Origin of the sequence: Paraclostridium bifermentans, assembly GCF_964259345.1 — a bacterium.
Taxonomy (GTDB): domain Bacteria; phylum Bacillota; class Clostridia; order Peptostreptococcales; family Peptostreptococcaceae; genus Paraclostridium; species Paraclostridium bifermentans_B.
On record NZ_CAXVJR010000003.1, the window covers coordinates 251,522 to 267,691 of the forward strand.

Sequence of the window (16,170 nt, forward strand, 5' to 3'; positions counted from 1 at the left end):
TAAAATGATAGCATTAGAAAAAGATACATTCGATCCAGAAGTATTAGAAGCTGAAGGGTATGTTTTAGTTGATTTCTGGAGTCAAGGTTGTGAGCCTTGTAAAGCATTATTACCAGATATAGAAAAGTTTGCAGAGATGTATGGGGAAAACATAAAGTTCTGTAAGTTTGATACTACTAAAGCAAGAAGAGTTGCTATAAAGCAAAAAGTTTTAGGGCTTCCAACTATAGCTATATACAAAGATGGAGCTAAAATAGACGAAGTAACTAAGGAAGATGCTACAGTTTCTAATATAGAAGCTATGATAAAGAAGTACTTATAAGAAATTAATGGGGGATAAACTTCCCCGTTAAAAATAAATTAAGTTCAAAAAAAATAGGGGGTGCCAACATGCGTCTTGAGTTAGGGGAAATCTTTATAAAAGATGTACAATTTGGAGAAGTAACAGAAGTTAAAGATTCAGTATTATACATCAACAAAGAAGAGATGTTAAAGGAAATTGGTGGAGATGAGCATATAAAATCAATAGATTTAGATATAGTTCGTCCTGGAGAAAGTGTTAGAATAATACCAGTTAAAGACGTTATAGAACCGAGAGTCAAAGTTGAAGGAAAGGGTGGAATATTCCCAGGTGTTATATCTAAAGTAGATACTGTTGGAGAAGGTAGAACTCATGCACTTAAGAATGTAGGAGTTGTTACAACTGGTAAAATAGTTGGTTTCCAAGAAGGTATAATAGATATGCAAGGTCCTGGAGCTGAATACACTCCATTCTCTAAGTTAAACAACGTAGTTGTTATAGCTGAACCAATAGATGGATTAAAGCAATATGATCATGAAAAAGCTGTTAGAATGATAGGATTCAAGTCTGCTATTTATTTAGGAGAAGCTGCTAGAAATGTTACTCCAGATGAAATAACAACTTATGAAACTAAACCATTATTTGAAGCTGCTAATGAATATCCAGAACTTCCAAAAGTAGGATATGTATACATGCTTCAAACTCAAGGATTATTACATGATACTTACGTTTACGGAGTTGACGCTAAGCAAATAGTACCAACTTTATTATACCCAACTGAATTAATGGATGGAGCTATAGTAAGTGGTAACTGTGTTTCTGCTTGTGACAAGAACCCAAGTTATGTACACATGAATAACTCTGTAGTTAAAGATTTATATGCTCAACATGGAAAAGAAATAAACTTCATGGGAGTTATAATAACTAATGAAAACGTATACTTAGCAGATAAAGAAAGATCTTCTAACTGGACTGCTAAATTATGTAAGCAATTAGGATTAGATGCTGTTATAGTATCACAAGAAGGATTTGGTAACCCAGATACTGACCTTATAATGAACTGCAAAAAGATAGAAGGTCAAGGGGTTAAAACTGTTATAGTTACAGATGAGTATGCTGGTAGAGATGGAGCTTCTCAATCATTAGCTGATGCTGACGTTAAAGCTGACGCTGTTGTAACTGGTGGAAACGCTAACCAAGTTATTGTATTACCTAAGATGGATAGAGTAATAGGACATCCTCATGTTGCTGATGTAATAGCTGGTGGAGCTGCTGGATCTTTAAGAGAAGATGGATCTATAGAAGCTGAGATACAAGTTATAACTGGAGCTACTAACGAAACAGGATTCGGGTTCTTAACAGCTAAGGGGTATTAATAAGCTGTAGTACGTATGGTCGCTTCGTGCCATTTAAACATTGTTTCCTTCGCACAAAGTCCTAAAGAACTCGGACTTTAAGTGCTACGTCAACTAATGTTTAAACGTCACTACGCTATATTCGTAAATACAGACAATTATTAATATAGTTGTGAAGAATTAGATATAAAGTACAAAATTAAAAATTTAAAATATAAAAAAATAAAGGGAAAAGGAGAATTATTATGAGCTTATTAAATAACAAAAAAATCATAATAATAGGTGACCGTGATGGAATTCCGGGACCTGCTATAGAAGAGTGTGTAAACACTGTAGATAATACTGAAATAGTTTTTGCTTCAACAGAATGTTTTGTCTGAACAGCTGCTGGGGCTATGGACTTAGAAAACCAAAACAGAGTTAAAGATGCTGCTGAGAAATTCGGAGCTGAAAATGTTGTGGTTTTACTAGGTGCTGCTGAAGCCGAAGCTGCAGGTCTTGCAGCTGAAACAGTAACTGCTGGAGATCCAACTTTCGCTGGACCACTTGCTGGTGTTGAGTTAGGATTAGCTGTTTATCATGTTGTTGAGCCAGAAGTAAAAGATTTATTTGATGAGTCAGTTTATGAAGATCAAATAAGTATGATGGAAATGGTTCTTGAAGTTGATGAAATAGTAAGCGAAATGAACGATATAAGAGGTCAGTTCTGCAAATATAATGCCTAATTAAATCAAAAGGGGTTGAGATAAGATGGAAAAGATAAGAGTAGTTCACTACGTAAACCAATTCTTCGCTGGAATTGGTGGAGAAGAAAAAGCTGACACTAAGCCACATATAGCTGAAAGCTTACCTCCAATAAGTGTACAATTAAATAAATTATTAGGGGACGATATCGAGATAGTTGGAACTGTAGTTTGTGGGGATAGCTACTTCGGTGAAAATATGGATGCTGCTAGCCAAGAAGTTTTAGAAATGGTTAAGAGCTTTAATCCACAATTATTTATAGCTGGACCAGCGTTCAATGCAGGAAGATACGGGGTTGCTGCAGGAACAATAACTAAATTTGTTCAAGATGAATTACAAATACCAGCTTTAACAGGAATGTACATTGAAAACCCAGGTGCAGATATGTTCAAGAAAGATCTTTACATAGTAGAGACTGCTGACTCTGCTGCTGGAATGAGAAAAGCTCTTCCTAAGTTAGCTAAGTTAGCTATAAAATTAGCTAACAAAGAAGAAATAGGATCTCCAGCTGAAGAAGGATACATACAAAGAGGAATAAGAGTAAACTACTTCGCTAACGAAAGAGGTTCTAAAAGAGCTGTAGATATGTTAATCAAGAAAATAAAAGGTGAAGAGTTCACAACTGAATATCCAATGCCTAACTTTGATAGAGTAGATCCAAACCCAGCTGTAAAAGATTTAGCTCATGCTAAAATAGCATTAGTTACTTCTGGTGGTATAGTTCCTAAAGGAAACCCAGATAGAATAGAATCTTCTTCTGCTTCTAAGTACGGAGAGTACAACATAGCAGGTGTTATGGATTTAACTGAAGAAACTTATGAAACTGCTCATGGTGGATTCGACCCAGTTTACTGTAACTTAGACTCTGATAGAGTTTTACCAGTAGATGTTTTAAGAGATTTAGAAGCTGAAGGTGCTATAGGATCTTTACATGAATACTTCTATTCAACTACAGGAAACGGAACTGCTGTTGCAAGTTCTAAGAAGTTCGCTGCTGAGTTTTCTCAAAAGTTAATAGCTGATGGTGTTGACGCAGTTATCTTAACTTCTACTTGAGGTACTTGTACTCGTTGCGGTGCAACGATGGTAAAAGAGATAGAAAGAGCTGGTTTACCAGTTGTTCATATCTGTACAGTAGTACCTATATCTTTAACAGTTGGAGCTAACAGAATAGTTCCTGCTATAGCTATACCTCACCCACTTGGAAATCCTAAGTTAGATCCAGCTGAGGAAAAAGCTTTAAGAAGAAAGTTAGTTGAAAAATGTTTAGTTGCTTTAGCTACTGAAGTTGATGGTCAAACAGTATTCGAAAAAGATATAACTTTAAAGGATATATCAGCTAACGCTTAATTAAATAAAAAAACTAAATAGATGGGTTTTACTACCCATCTATTTTTTAAGTATTTAAAAAGTTGAAAATAAGTTTTAAGCAACGAGGCTATTATTTAGTCCGTTGATAAAAATAATAACATATATACATTGGGGGTAAATAATATGACATTTCCAGTTTTAAAAGGGGCAAGTTACATCTTAGTTCATACACCAGATATGATAGTTCAAAATGGTACTACTTGTGCTGTTGAAAGAGAAACACATCCAGATTCAGAATTTTTAAAAGAAGTTAAAAACCATATAAGAAGTTATGAAGATGTAGTAAACTACATACCAAATCAAGTTTACATAGGAAACAATAGACCAGAGGAATTAAGAGGAAAAGCTCTTCCTTGGTGTGAAGAAAAAATAGAAGGTACTAGACAAGGTAAACTTGGGGAAATAATGCCTCAAGATGAATTCTTAGCTATGATGCAATTAAGTGATGCATTCGACTTAGTTAAGTTAAGTGAAGATTTTGTAAATAATGTAAAACCTAATATCGAAAAGAACTACCCAGAGTTAGCTCCATTCTTTGGAAAACTTAAGGGTGATAATATAGATGATGCAAATGAGTTAATAGCTAATCATCATGCTGAAGGTTTATACCACAATGGTGAGTTAGTTGGATATGTTAAGAGAGCTCATGATGTTGACGTTAACTTAAACGCTCATACAATGTTTGAAAACTTAGTTGTTAAGGCTTCAGGTGTTGTTGCTGCTGTTCAAATGTTAAGAAAAAATAATATTAATCCACTAGATGTAGATTATGTAATAGAGTGTTCTGAAGAAGCTTGTGGTGATATGAACCAAAGAGGTGGAGGAAACTTCGCTAAAGCTATAGCTGAAATGGCTGGGCTTCAAAATGCTTCAGGTTCTGATACAAGAGGATTCTGTGCTGGACCTACTCATGCTTTAATAAATGCTGCTGCTTTAGTTAAGGCTGGAGTTTATAAAAATGTTATGGTTGTTGCAGGTGGAGCTAGTGCTAAACTTGGAATGAACGCTAAAGACCATGTGAAAAAAGGTTTACCAGTATTAGAGGACGTTGTTGGAGGATTCGCTGTATTAGTTTCTGAAAATGATGGTGTTAACCCAATAATAAGAACTGATTTAACTGGAAAACACAGTGTTGGAACTGGATCTTCTCCACAAGCTGTTATGACTTCTTTAATAACTACTGGACTTGATAGAGCTAACTTAAAGATAACTGATGTTGATGTTTACTCTGTTGAGATGCAAAACCCAGATATAACTAAGCCAGCTGGTGCAGGAGATGTTCCAGAGGCTAACTACAAGATGATAGGTGCTCTTGCTGTTAAGCGTGGAGATTTAGATAAGAAAGAGTTAAAGAACTTTGTAAGTGAAAAAGGATTACCAGGATGGGCTCCAACTCAAGGACATATACCATCAGGAGTTCCTTATATAGGATTCTGTATAGATGATTTAACTACTGGTGATAGAAATAGAGCTATGGTAGTTGGTAAGGGAAGTTTATTCTTAGGTAGAATGACTAACTTATTCGATGGTGTTTCTTTCATAGTTGAGAGAAATCAAGGTGTAGAGGAAGAGGCTGCTGCTGTTTCTAAGGAAGAAATAAAGAAAATAATAGCAGAATCAATGAAAAAATTAGCTCAAGATATGTTAATAGAAGAATAGTATAAAAAGGCTAAATAGGAGTGGCTTCGGGCTCAGGTTATTAATGCTTGGGGCTTGGGTAATATTGAGTTTCTCTTAGCATGAAGTCCTGTGGACTTTAAATGCTCGTTCAACTTCAATATTACCCTGCGCCTTCGCATTAATAACACCTCGCCCTTCGCCACCGAACTATTTAGGACTTTTTACAGGGAAAGAGAAGAGAAAAAGACGGATGGAATTTTAAAAAATTCACTTTGAGAGGGGAATCGTTATGCCTAAGAAGATTATAGCTGAAACTTTCCTTGATATAGCTAATGCTATTGAAAGTGGGGAGTTTGGTAAGAAGGTTAGAGTTGGTTTGACTACTTTAGGTAGTGAGCATGGTGTTGAGAATTTAGTAAAAGGTGCTCATCTAGCTAAGTCAAATCTGTTTGATATAGTTTTAATAGGACCTAAGGTTGATACAGATTTAGAGATTGTTGAAGTTAATGATGAAGGTGAAATGCACAAGAAGATGGAAGAGTTATTAGACTCAGGATACATAGATGCTTGTGTTACTATGCACTACAACTTCCCTATAGGAGTTTCTACTGTTGGTAGGGTTATAACTCCAGGTAGAGGAAAAGAGATGATACTTGCTACTACTACTGGTACTAGTGCTACTCATAGAATAGAAGCTATGGTTAGAAATGCTGTTTATGGTATATCTACTGCTAAGTCTATAGGTATAAAAAACCCAACTGTTGGTATATTAAATGTTGATGGTGCTAGACAAGTAGAGAAAGCTTTAAAAGATTTACAAGGTAATGGTTATGATATAACTTTTGCTGAGTCAGTTAGAGCTGATGGTGGTTGCGTAATGAGAGGAAATGACTTATTATGCGGTGCTCCTGATGTTATGGTTACTGATACTTTAAGCGGAAATATATTTATGAAGGTATTCTCTTCATTTACTACTGGTGGAGATTATGAGTCTCAAGGATTCGGATATGGTCCTGGTGTAGGTGAAGATTATGATAGAAAGATATTAATAGTTTCTAGAGCTTCTGGTTCTCCAGTTGTTGCTAATGCTTTAAAATATGCTTATGATGTTGTTAAAGGTGATGTAAGTAATGTTTCTAAAGATGAGTTTAAAGCTGCTAAGAAAGCTAAGTACGATGATATAATAGCTGCTTTAACTAAGAAAGAAGTTAAAAAAGATGATGATGAGGACGTTAAGATGCCGGAGAAAGAAGTTGTTACTCATCAAATAGCTGGTATAGATATTATGGATTTAGAAGATGCGGTTAAAGTTTTATGGAAGAACGGTGTTTATGCAGAGAGTGGTATGGGATGTACGGGACCTATAGTACTTGTTGCTGACGGAAAAGGAGAAGCAGCTGTTAAGATGCTTCTAGATGCAGGTTATACTGCTAAGTAATATAAAGATAATTTAAATCCTTGCCATGGATGTGTGTTTTAGAGGGCTTACCTAGGCTTGGAGGTTGATATGTTAGTTTTGCTCCATACAAGCAAAAGATCATGCTTGTAAATGTCGCTGCAACTAACATATCAACCTCCTTAGCCGGGCGAAGCCCTTTTTTATTTGGAGAATAAGAAAAAGCATTGCTGCAACTAACATACCACCCCTTGCCTAACTGGGTAATATTTTTTTGTGTAGAGATAATAAGAAGTATTGCTGAAACTAAGATAGCCTTCCTTGCCGAATCCGGCAATCTTTTTTGTAGAGATAACTCAACTTACATAAAATTAATGATATTAAGTTAAATAATATATATTAAAACAAATTAGTGTAATGAAATATTAAATACTAAGTAGTATCAAAAAAGTACCTTAATTGGTAATATCATAATCTATAAAATTATCGTAAGATAAAATTAGGGATAAATGTTTTATATAAGGGGTGATTGTTATTGTTATTATACTAATTTGCATATCAACATTATTATTTTTAGGAATAATAGAGCAAATTAATCAAAAAAGGAATATAAAAAAAATTCCTATTAGAGTCAATGTAAATGGAATAAGAGGAAAGTCGACTGTAACGAGGTTAATAACAGGCATTATATCGGAAGCTGGGTATAAGACAATCGGAAAAACAACTGGAACTGCGGCTAGAATGATATACTGGTTTGACGATGAAGAGGAAGTTATAAAAAGAAAACCACAAGGTCCTAACATAGGAGAGCAAATAAAAGTTATACAAAAATCAGCGAAATTAGAAGCAGAAGCTCTTGTATGTGAATGTATGGCTGTAAACCCAGAATACCAAGAAGTTTTTCAATCAAAAATGCTACAAGCCAACATAGGTGTAATAGTAAATGTGTTAGAAGATCATATGGATGTAATGGGGCCAACCTTAGATCAAGTAGCACAGGCATTTAGCAGTACAATACCATACAATGGATACTTAATAACTGTAGATGGAGATTATAGAAATTATTTTGAAAAAATTGCAAAAGAAAGAAATACTAAAGTTATAGTTGCGAATAACTCGGATATAAGCCAGGAATTTTTATCTAAATTTGATTATATGGTTTTTCCAGACAATGCATCATTAGCGTTATCTGTTGGTCAAGCTTTAGGAATAGATAGAGAAACCTGTTTTAGAGGAATGTTAAATGCACATCCTGACCCAGGAGCTATGAGGATAAGTAGAATAGGTGATAATTATTTAAACTCTTACTTTATAAATGGATTTGCAGCAAATGATCCTCAATCAACTTTAAAAATATGGGAAAGGGTATGTGAAATGGATTATAACTCTAAAGAACCTATAGTAGTTATTAATTGTAGGCCAGATAGAGTAGATAGAACTAAACAATTTGCAAGTGACGTTATACCTTATATTGAAATTGAAACACTAATTGCAATTGGAAATATTACAGATCCTATAACAAGACTGTTTGAATCTGGTAAATTAACAAATGTTAAAAATTATATAAATTTAGAAAATGAATCATCAGACAAAATAATGGAAGTTATGACTCCGATGCTACAAGACAAGTTAGTTTATGGAATAGGCAATATACATGGATCAGGAGAGGGATTTATAGAAGCTATTATGGATTTAGACAAAGAAGATTCTATCGAAGTTTTTGTATAATTAATTTAAAAGTGGGGGGAAATAATGATAGTAACTGAATTGCAAGTAGCGATTATATTAGGATTAACTCTGAGCCTTATATTTTCAGAAAAGTTTGGAATAACACCGGGAGGATTAATAGTACCTGGATACTTAGCTTTATCTATGGACAGTTTACAATCTATATTACTAATATTCATAATGAGCTTAATTATATATATTATAGTTAACTTTGGAATAGGCAAAATAACAATAATATATGGGAGAAGAAGGTTTTTAGCATCGTTAGTATCTGCTATATGTCTAAAGTTATTAATAGATATGTTTTTACCAGAACTATCAATGCAAGTTAATGCACTTACAGGAATAGGTATAGTTTTACCTGGATTAATAGCACATACTTTTTATAAGCAAGGAATAAAGATAACAACTATAAGTTCAATAGGGTTATCATTTATAGTATATGGAGTAGTAAGTATGAATCAATTCATATAAGGAGAAATTAAAGTATGTATGGTAATTTAAGTTTAAAAGAAAAAATACAGATACACATAAAAAATAGAAAGAAACCTACATTAATAAATTTAATAACTATAACTATAGTATTAATTATAGTACTTATTATTATTAAATTATAACAATATGAATATTTATTAAGTATATAAATCTATCCGCAAATAAAGCTTAGGGATGGATTTTATTTTTATTAAAAAGCTAATATAAGGAGTTGAGGTTATCTTTGATTAAGAGAAAGAAAAAATTCATATTATTAACAGTTATAATTATAATAATAATTTTAAAAATTAATAACACGTCATTTGTATATAATGAAAATAAAAATGAAAATGAATATGGAGTTAGTTCATCTAATGATATAGCTGTAGAAGTAGGTATGAATATAATGGAAAGTGGAGGAAATGCTATTGACGCAGCTATAGCTATTTCTTATGTCCTAGGTGTAGTTGAACCTTATGCCTCTGGAATTGGTGGAGGTGGAGGTATGCTAGTTTATTCTAAAGATGATAATATAGCACAATTTTATGATTATAGAGAATATGCACCTAAAAATACGAAGGATAGTACTCGATATATAGGTATACCAGGATTTGTAAAAGGAATGGAATATATACATAATATATATGGAAATTTAGATATGGAACAAGTTTTAAATCCAGCAATATACTATGCAGAGCAAGGTTTTACGCTAAATAAATTTTTATATAATAGATTTGAATTTTCAAAAAATAAATTAAGCAAATATAAATTGCCTCAATTTTATAAAGAAGGACAAACCTTGGAAGTAGGTAGCAAAATAGTTCAAAAAGATTTAGCAAGGACATTAAAAATTATACAACAAGAAGGAGCTGATGTTTTCTATGAAGGTATTATAGGTGAAAAATTAATTGAATTTACAGGATGGAATGAAGAGGATTTAAACTATAAAGTAGAACGAAAAAATCCTATAAAAAGTAATTTTATGGAATATGAAATAACAACTGCACCACCACCATTTTCAGGAATTTCATTTGCTCAAATACTGAAGTTAGCCCAATATGCAGATTTAAAAGATTACGAAAGTGATAAATTGGATTATATAAAAAAAATGTCTAAAATTATGAATGTAGTTTATGAGGATAGACTGAAAAATATTGGTGATCCTAATTTTATTTCTAAAGAATATGATTATATGGTAGATGATAGATATGTAAAAAATATGTTAAATAAAAATTATAATAAAAACTATAATATAAATGAAGAAGAGAATGAGCATGAAAGCACTACTCATTTTGTTGTAATAGATAAAGATGGAATGGTTGTATCTTGTACAAATACATTAAGTGATTTTTTTGGAAGCGGAGAATATATAGAGGGATTTTTTTTAAACAACGCACTATCTAATTTTAATTATACAAATGAAAAATCTATAAATACATACCAAATTGGAAAGAAACCGAGAACATTCATGTCACCTACTATAATCAAAAAAGAAAATGAATTTATAATGGGTATAGGTAGCCCGGGAGGAAATAGAATACCGCAAGTAATGAGTCAGGTTACTTTGAATAACTTGGTATTTAATCATGATTTACAAGAGTCTATAAACAATGACAGATTAATATTTAAAGATTTATATAATATAACAAGTGAGAAAAAAATAAATGAAAAAGATAAAAAAATTTTAAATGAAGAAGGGTATAAAATATATATAAATGAATCTAAGTTGTATTATGGAGCTATACAAGCACTTGTAAAAAATAATGATGGAAAAGTTTTTGGAGGAGCTGATTATAGAAGAAATGGTAGTTGGGATAAGGATAATGTAGATACTTAAAATATTTAGAATGTAATAATATAGTTCTTTATTACTTAAATAATTGTGACTTTATTTATAAATATTATTGATGTGTAATAAAATAATATATTAATGAATAGATAATGTGAAGAGTGTGTGAAGGGTGTTTTCATATATATTTCACAAAAAACGGTTTTGTCTGAAATTGGTGTGAAAATTATAGATGATTAGGTTCATATATGTTAAGATATAGCCCAGTAAATTTTGAGAAAAGGGGCAATTATATGAGTAACATTAAAAAGATTGTTATAGGACTAATAGCATTTATAGTGATTACACCCATGGTTGCTTTGGGGTATTTTTATTTTAAGTTAAATTCGATTTATGACAAGGATACGGCAAAGGAAATTAATGATAAGATAGAAAAAGTTGATGAAAGTAATGGTATAACAAATGTGTTACTGATTGGTGTAGATGGTGATAATTTGGATAAAGGTGATAGAGCTGGGTCTACTATGATAATTACCATTGATGAAAATATTAAAAGTGTAAGGCTGACATCTATTTCTAGGGATACCTTAGTAGATATACCAGAACATGGAGAAGGAGCTTTATGTGAGGCTTATACGTACGGAGGACCGGCTCTTTTACTTCAAACTATAGATAAAAACTTTGGAGTTAAGATAGATAAGTATGCATCGTTTAGTTATGAGTCATTCCCTGAAATTATAGATATAATAGGTGGAATTGATGTTAGTATAAAACCTAAGGAAGTTGACTCTATTTCAGGTATTGATAAGGCCGGAAATCAGACATTAAATGGAGAACAAGCTATAGAATATACCTGGATTCATGACGATGGTGATTATGAAAGAGATGAAAGACAGAGAACTGTTATAGAAGCTACTTATAATAAGTTAATGGATAATTTCGCTAGTAATTTCATGGAGGTAGGAGAAGAAATATTTAAGCATGCTAAGACTAATATGACTCCTACAGAAATAGTTTCATTAGCTAATAAGGTTATATCTATAGGAGATACGCATATTGCGCAAATGGAGTTTCCTATGAAAAATTATAGGGAAGTTGAACAGGTTGATGATGAAAAGTGGGTTATCAATTGGGATGAAGATTACAATAAGGATCAGCTAAATAAGTTTATATATGATTATCATAACTATAGACACTAAATTGGTGTGATTTGAACTTTGTTAGGCTCCTGGTGGGGGGCGGTATGTTAGTTTTGCTCCATACAAGCTGAGAAACGCTTGTAAATGTCGCTGCAACTAACATACCGCCCCCCACTTATGCTATGCAAAGTTCTTTTTTTGTAGGCGACTTTTTCATGGATAAAGAGTAATAAAAAGTATATTACACTTAAGTAGTACTAAAGTGTAATTAAAACCTATAAAAGTATGAGATGAAGATTAAACTTATGGTCAATATTAAAAAAATGTCCCATATATTACAATATTTTAGTAATATATTTTGATATTTGGGGGAATAATTAAATGCCTAAATCTGTGAAGAAGTTTAGACAAAGTAAGAAATTAGCTGCTGCAGCTATAATATCGGGAATAGTTTTAAGTGGACAAGGAGTATATGCAAATGAGCCTAATGATTTAGGTGATGTAGAAAACAATACTGTTGTTGTAGAAGAAGTTCAACAACCTGTTCAAGAAGAAAGTAAAGAGGAAGTAAAAGAAGAGAATGTAGACAAAGAAGAAGTAAAAGAAGAGTCTAAAGAGGAAAATTTAGATAAGGAAGAAGTAAAAGAGGAAAATAATGTAGAGAATAATAAAGAAGAACAAGTTAAAGACAAGGAAGAAGTGGAAGTTGATAAAGTAGCACCTGAACAAAAACCAGAAGAAAAAGAAGAAGATAAAAAAGAAACATCAACTGATTATAGAGAACAACTACATTATGCTATAGAAGAAATGAGAATAGCTATAAATTTATTAGATACTTCAGATTTAAATAATGATAACAATTATGAAAGATTAAAAGTATTTTATAAAACGGCTGTAGACAGAATAAAGAATATGGAGGTTTTACCTGAGGATCAAGGACATATAGATTGGATAAACGAATCAGCTAAAGAGATAGAAGGTAAAATGTATTACATAGATAGAGTTAGATATGAAGTAAATAGAGTTAATACAGTTTTTGAAGATTCTAGAAGAGATACTTTAAAAAATAAGCAAATAGTTTTAGATGCATTAGGGGATTCAGTAGAGGTTGGAAGATATCATGTTAATTCAACAACTTTAAACTCTGCTATGAATCTTTATCATAAACTATATGCTAAATGGGATAAAGATCTAGAAGAGGCATTAACTCAATTAGAATATGCTATAGAAGAAACTAGAGAAGCTGTAAACTGTATGGAAAATAAAGATTTAACAGTTAATGAAAATTACGATAGAATGGTAGCTTTTATGCAAGCTGCATTAGATAGATTAGAAGGATTATATGTACTAGAAGGTTTAGAAAATTATAGTGAACATATGAATAATTTAAAAGCTAATTTAGAAGTTGTTCAAGAAACTGCTAAACTAGCTAAAGAAATAAGAGAAGCTATGGATAAGGTAATAAATGCATTTGATAATAATTTAAGTAGAGATGAAAAAATAAAAGCTTTAGATACATTAGGAACTTTGGTAGATGAAAATAAATACAATATAAACACTTGGACTTCATATACTGCAATGGAATTATATCATAAATACTATGCATTACTAGAAGAGGAAGATAAGGATATCCCATTAATACCATTGGAGCCAAGTATACCAGTGAAACCGGAAAATCCAGATATCCCATTAATACCATTAGAGCCAAGTATACCAGTGAAACCGGAAAATCCAGATATACCGTTAACACCATTAGAGCCAAGCATACCAGTGAAACCGGAAAATCCAGATATACCATTAATACCGTTAGAACCAAGTATACCAGTTAAGCCAGAAAACCCAAATATCCCACTAACACCATTACAGCCAAGTATACAAGTAAGTATAAATAAGCCAAGTACAGAAAATAATAAAAAACCAAGTAATGGTAACAATCCTCAAACAGGAGATATATCTATGATAGGATATGTAGGACTAGGAGTATCTTCAATAGTAGGACTTACAATAAATAAAAAAAGAAAAAATTAAGTAGGGGGAAACAAAAATGATTAAAAATAAAATGGCAAAATTAGTAGGAACTGCTATGGCAGCGACACTTATATTATCAGTATCTGCACCAGTTGTTGCAAATGCAAATGAAAAGGAAGAAGCTCCAAAAGCTACACAAAGCCAAGAGTACAACGAGCAATTAGCAATAGCAATAGAAGAAATAAGAACGGTTGTAGACTATGTAGACAATAAAGATTTAACTAATAGAGATAATAGAGAGTATGCATTAGCATTCGCAACAGCAGCAGTAGAGAGAGTAAGAGGAATGGAAAATGAAGGACATGTAGCTTACATAAATGAAACAGCAGATCAATTACGTAAGGCTATAGATATAGCAGATAGATTATACACAGAGATGAATAATATAAAAGTTGCTTTTGATGAGAATTATTCAAGAGAGCATAAAGAAACAGTATTAGGATATTTAAATGGATCATTAAGTGAAATAGTACACTCATATTTAAGAAATGATATAAATGATGCAACTTTAAATGCAGCTAATGGTTTCTTACATGAGTATGCTAATAAATTAGCTGAGGAAATAAAAGGAACAGAAACTGAGGAAAGCCAAGAAACTAATAATGAATATAATGAGCAATTAGCAATAGCTATAGAAGAAATAAGAACAGTTGTAGATTATGTGGATAATAAAGACTTAACTAATAGAGATAATAGAGAGTATGCATTAGCATTTGCAACAGCAGCAGTAGAGAGAGTAAGAGGAATGGAAAATGAAGGACATGTAGCTTACATAAATGAAACAGCAGATCAATTACGTAAGGCTATAGATATAGCAGATAGATTATACACAGAGATGGATAATATAAAAATAGCTTTTGATGAGAATTATTCAAGAGAGCATAAAGAAACAGTATTAGGATATTTAAATGGATCATTAAGTGAAATAGTACACTCATATTTAAGAAATGATATAAATGATGCAACTTTAAATGCAGCTAATGGTTTCTTACATGAGTATGCTAATAAATTAGCTGCAGAAATGTAGTTTTAGTTAGAACTTTGCTTAGCAAAGTTCTTTTTTCGTATAGAAAGAGATAATAAACAAATTTTTTTGTATTATAAAATAGATGGAATATTTGTAAAGTTTTTCCTAGGCGTGTCGTAGATGTAATTATACGTAACACTAGGAGGATATTAATGTACAAGAAAATAATAAGTACCATAGCTATAATTACGATTTTAAGTTTAATGCCTATATCAGTGCATGCAAATACTAAGCTAAGTGATGTTAATAATCATTGGGCTAAAGCTTCTATAGAAGAGTTTGTTAATAAGGGATATATAAATGGATATGAAGATAATACATTTAAGCCAGATAATTCTATAACTAGAGCTGAGTTTATTAAAATAGTTAATAAATATTTTGGATATAAATATTATTCTGATAGAGACTATTCAAATATAAATCTAGGGTATGATGTAAGCAAAAATGATTGGTTTTATAAGGACATTTGTGCAGCAAGAACAATTGGGTATATAAATGGATATAGTGATGGGAGTATGAAGCCAAATTCTTATATAACTAGAGAAGAGGCAGCAAAAATTATATCAACTATAAAGTATATATACGATGAAGATTTAGATAAAATAAATAATTTTAATGATAGAAATAATATATCTAAATGGGCAGATGGATATGTAGAAGGCGTTGTCGAGGCTGGATATTTTAAGGGAGATTATAATAAAAACTTAAATCCAAAGAAAAATATAACAAGAGCAGAGGCTGTAACTATGCTATCTAGAGTTGATAATAATAGTGAAATTGAATTTTCAAATTCTAAACAAGAGTTTAAAAATATACTTGTTAATAATGGGTTTATAAAGTATTCAGATGTGTTTGGTCTTGAAATTTATCACTTTAATGGAGTTCCTGGTGATATATCAATAGATGATGCTGGTAGTATATCAATTTCATATGATTTTAAAAATGCTAATAATCAGCTTAGTACAGGGCTGAGAAATGCTCTAAAGTGTATATTACCAACAGGTGGAGAACAAGTATATAATATTGTCAAAGATCCACTTGAAGAAGATCAAGTTTTAAACCTTGACAACAAAACAGTTAATATAAACCACCATGGATCGGAAACTACTGTATTTATAACATGGGAACATTTAAAATTTATAGGATAATTAATTTAAGAGCTATTTTCAAAATATTTTGAGATAGCTTTTTTTAATAA

Annotated in this window: 14 protein-coding genes; all 14 read left to right on the plus strand. The window is 31.7% G+C overall.

Annotated elements, in window-relative coordinates; all coding sequences use genetic code 11:
• Positions 1 to 4: 4 nt before the first annotated feature.
• On the plus strand, positions 5 to 322 hold the full coding sequence (trxA, locus tag ACEXNK_RS07565) for a thioredoxin TrxA (RefSeq protein WP_373598258.1): 318 nt from the start codon (positions 5 to 7) through the stop codon (positions 320 to 322).
• A gap of 68 nt (positions 323 to 390) precedes the next feature.
• Complete coding sequence (locus tag ACEXNK_RS07570) at positions 391 to 1,677, plus strand: glycine/sarcosine/betaine reductase component B subunit (protein ID WP_373598257.1); 1,287 nt, start codon at positions 391 to 393, stop codon at positions 1,675 to 1,677.
• Between the two features lie 224 nt (positions 1,678 to 1,901).
• Positions 1,902 to 2,381 carry a glycine/sarcosine/betaine reductase complex selenoprotein A gene (gene grdA / locus ACEXNK_RS07575; protein ID WP_373598256.1) on the plus strand — a complete coding sequence of 160 codons (480 nt, stop codon included), beginning with the start codon at positions 1,902 to 1,904 and terminating at the stop codon, positions 2,379 to 2,381.
• A 25-nt stretch (positions 2,382 to 2,406) separates the two neighbouring features.
• Positions 2,407 to 3,750, plus strand: a complete 1,344-nt coding sequence (gene grdB / locus ACEXNK_RS07580) for a glycine reductase complex selenoprotein B (protein WP_373598255.1) — start codon at positions 2,407 to 2,409, stop codon at positions 3,748 to 3,750.
• 144 nt (positions 3,751 to 3,894) lie between these two features.
• A complete protein-coding gene (grdC, locus tag ACEXNK_RS07585; protein ID WP_373598254.1) occupies positions 3,895 to 5,430 on the plus strand; it encodes a glycine/sarcosine/betaine reductase complex component C subunit beta in 1,536 nt (511 codons plus the stop codon).
• Between the two features lie 250 nt (positions 5,431 to 5,680).
• On the plus strand, positions 5,681 to 6,829 hold the full coding sequence (gene grdD / locus ACEXNK_RS07590) for a glycine/sarcosine/betaine reductase complex component C subunit alpha (RefSeq protein WP_373598253.1): 1,149 nt from the start codon (positions 5,681 to 5,683) through the stop codon (positions 6,827 to 6,829).
• Positions 6,830 to 7,312: 483 nt separating this feature from the next.
• Positions 7,313 to 8,515, plus strand: a complete 1,203-nt coding sequence (gene pgsB, locus ACEXNK_RS07595; protein WP_373598252.1) for a poly-gamma-glutamate synthase PgsB — start codon at positions 7,313 to 7,315, stop codon at positions 8,513 to 8,515.
• A gap of 24 nt (positions 8,516 to 8,539) precedes the next feature.
• A complete protein-coding gene (gene pgsC / locus ACEXNK_RS07600; protein ID WP_373598251.1) occupies positions 8,540 to 8,989 on the plus strand; it encodes a poly-gamma-glutamate biosynthesis protein PgsC in 450 nt (149 codons plus the stop codon).
• 14 nt (positions 8,990 to 9,003) lie between these two features.
• A complete protein-coding gene (locus ACEXNK_RS07605; RefSeq protein WP_373598250.1) occupies positions 9,004 to 9,132 on the plus strand; it encodes a hypothetical protein in 129 nt (42 codons plus the stop codon).
• Positions 9,133 to 9,233: 101 nt separating this feature from the next.
• Entirely contained in the window at positions 9,234 to 10,826 is a 1,593-nt protein-coding gene (locus ACEXNK_RS07610; protein WP_373598249.1) for a gamma-glutamyltransferase family protein, read from the plus strand.
• A gap of 245 nt (positions 10,827 to 11,071) precedes the next feature.
• On the plus strand, positions 11,072 to 11,977 hold the full coding sequence (locus ACEXNK_RS07615; RefSeq protein WP_373598248.1) for an LCP family protein: 906 nt from the start codon (positions 11,072 to 11,074) through the stop codon (positions 11,975 to 11,977).
• Between the two features lie 321 nt (positions 11,978 to 12,298).
• Positions 12,299 to 13,945, plus strand: a complete 1,647-nt coding sequence (locus tag ACEXNK_RS07620; RefSeq protein ID WP_373598247.1) for a hypothetical protein — start codon at positions 12,299 to 12,301, stop codon at positions 13,943 to 13,945.
• A 16-nt stretch (positions 13,946 to 13,961) separates the two neighbouring features.
• Entirely contained in the window at positions 13,962 to 14,972 is a 1,011-nt protein-coding gene (locus ACEXNK_RS07625) for a hypothetical protein (protein ID WP_373598246.1), read from the plus strand.
• 152 nt (positions 14,973 to 15,124) lie between these two features.
• A complete protein-coding gene (locus ACEXNK_RS07630; protein ID WP_373598245.1) occupies positions 15,125 to 16,120 on the plus strand; it encodes an S-layer homology domain-containing protein in 996 nt (331 codons plus the stop codon).
• Positions 16,121 to 16,170: the final 50 nt, after the last annotated feature.